Here is a 2,422-nt window from a genome sequence, read left to right on the forward strand (position 1 = left end):
GATCCGCGCCCACGATCGAGCAGGCCCGCCGTTCCGACAGGCTCATGACGGCCTGCAGATGCGCGACCGCAGCGCGCTTGGCGGCGGGCCCTACCATTTTTTTGAAAGCAGCTCGCGAAGCGCCGCCGTATCGAGCATCTGCTCGGCCAGAAGCTTCTTCAGCTTCGCGTTCTCCTCTTCCAAGGTCCTCAGCCGCTTCGCCTCGGAAACCTCCATGCCGCCGAATTTAGCCTTCCAATTGTAGATCGTCGCTTCCGAGATCCCATGCTTGCGAGCCAGATCAGCCGTCTTCGCCCCAGCCTCATGCTCCTTCAATATCGCGATAATCTGCTCTTCCGTGAACCTTGCTCGCTTCATCTGTCCGTCCTTCTTCGGGCCGGACTCTAACTCCTTCTGGAGGAAATACTCAGTGGCAGGTCATGCTCACTTGGTCTGCCGACGCTTTGCCCGGTCCGGATTTCTGTTTCATCTTCGCTCCTGGTGGCTACGATGAACCAGAAATCCTCCCTCCGCAAAATCCCCCTGTTTGTCTCACAGGCCCTGACGGCGAACAGTTTGGCAAACCAACGAACAAACGAGCGCACAAATGCACGAATAAGCAAAGGCGACAACGCGATATATCCTGTCCAACCACCAATCAATGTCCAACCACCAATCAATGTCCAACCACCAATCAATGTCCAACCACCAATCAATGCCAACAGGTTCTCAAAGAACAGCACTGGCCCAACAGCGAACAATTAAATTGGACCGCAGGGACGCTCTTCCTCATTGGACCGCAATTGTAGACAGTGACAGGATCCAATGGACAAGCTTAGGCAAGCGAATAGGATAATGGCCTTTTCATAAGCGAAAAGCTCACGAATATTAACTTGGAGCCTTAGCGAGACCCAAGCATATTTTATTGTTGGAGAACGACAGAAGGTGACATTCCCAAGGTATTCTTAGTTGAACCACGCTTTTAGACGGTGACATTTGTGGCTTTTCGCAGAAGGCAAGAAGTCTTTGATCTCGACCTGCAGTGAAGGGACACATCCAACACGATGCCCCTTTAATGCACCAGCAACGGCAACACTGTGCCGATTGGAGATTACACAGCTCATCGCTCGTGGACAAAGCCTCTATATATACGAGTCACTCTTATAGTTCGTCACGCAGCGAGCCCTCTTATAGTATCTGTCGTAAACTTCACACTTTCACCATGGGAGACAATTATCCAGCCTACGAGCGCCCCGAATTTGACAGCGTCTGCCTGACGGGCACGACCGGAGACAAACTGCGCAAGGGCCTCCAAAAGGCAGTCAAAGAATACCGTAAGTACCTCCAAAAGCGGGTCCAGCGAGCCCAGGTCAAGTGGGTGGCTAAGGCGCGGGCTTATGAACAAGCTACCGACCGTCCTCCAAGGAACTTTGGGGCGTTCGAAACAAACCCCTGTATGACCGCGTCTCCACTCGCTGGCGCTAATGAGGCCATCGAACTTGACACCCTCTCGGGTGATGCTTCAGACCCACCCCTCTTGTATGTCTATTTGCCTACCAACCTTGCGCGTTCCTGTGTCGAAGACAAGACTTTCGAAGCAGTCCCAACTAAATATTGCCCCGGGGTGGTGATAGCGATGAACTGCCGGCCATACGATCCCGTCATCTCTGCTAGATCTATATCGGGAAAGTACCACCGGCGATTGTGCACTAACGTTGAGCGCGAAGATATGCAGTATTTCCTCGCTGTCGTTGCGACCGACCGCTTCAGTTTCCAAGACAATGGCGTATGGATACGCGATACGACGAGCGGTCAGTTCGACATCGTCGCCTATGGAGAGATGACTTGGCCCCCTCCTATGCCCCCGACCGACTGGCCGACTGCGTCTGGTTGGGATGATTAGTTGTGTCACTTTCGCCGCAATACGCCAATGTTGGTCCTGGCCCCTCGTAGAAAGACATTAGGTTCTTTAATTTCTATTTGCGTCGGTCGTGCTCGTTGCTTGTATTGTTGTTATTTTCCGTTTTCGTTAGCTATGCTTTTGCGCTCATGGCGCCATGTTGTTGTAATGTTCACTTTATTTAAGAAGGCCAGGCGAGTTTGCTATCTTCTTCTCAGTTTGTCTTGACCCATTTTATGGACGATTGAATACAGTATCATACGCGATTAGTCCGCGATGGCGCGATAGGCGCCAAACGTGTAAGCGATATTTGGTCAATTGCTGATATTACCTAGAATTCTAGTATTTTTAAAAAAATGTGTTTTGTTTGTTGTAGCAAAGAGATGCTGTATTCCCGCCGTATGAGTTTTTATGTGCAATGGTTTCGTTATAAATAAGTCGGCCCTGCCAATACAAGGCTTCTGAACGCTCCGTTCTATTTCGTTGTAGTGGTCTGTATTTTTGTCCCTTGATGAGGACACATGCACAAATACACACACATAC

2 protein-coding genes and 1 pseudogene are annotated in these 2,422 nt (G+C 50.7%); 1 reads left to right on the top strand and 2 read right to left on the bottom strand.

What is annotated here, in order from left to right; genetic code table 11:
* Both ACZIRK_RS44885 and ACZIRK_RS44890 read right to left on the bottom strand, forming a co-directional pair.
* Positions 1-357, bottom strand: a pseudogene (locus tag ACZIRK_RS44885) (transposase); the annotation flags it as partial.
* 26 nt (positions 358-383) lie between these two features.
* The gene (locus ACZIRK_RS44890; RefSeq protein ID WP_474419811.1) at positions 384-701 is read right to left on the bottom strand and encodes a hypothetical protein; all 318 of its coding nucleotides are present in this window, start codon (positions 699-701) and stop codon (positions 384-386) included.
* 500 nt (positions 702-1,201) lie between these two features.
* Between ACZIRK_RS44890 and ACZIRK_RS44895 the strand changes: the two genes are divergently transcribed.
* Entirely contained in the window at positions 1,202-1,882 is a 681-nt protein-coding gene (locus ACZIRK_RS44895) for a RolB family protein (protein WP_245475201.1), read from the top strand.
* The last annotated feature ends 540 nt before the right edge of the window (positions 1,883-2,422 follow it).

It is taken from the genome of Bradyrhizobium sp. Leo114 (genome assembly GCF_055229415.2).

Coding starts and splice junctions, on each gene's coding strand:
- ACZIRK_RS44895 (WP_245475201.1), top strand. CDS start 1,202: ATGGGAGACAATTATCCAGCCTACGAGCGCCCCGAATTTGACAGCGTC.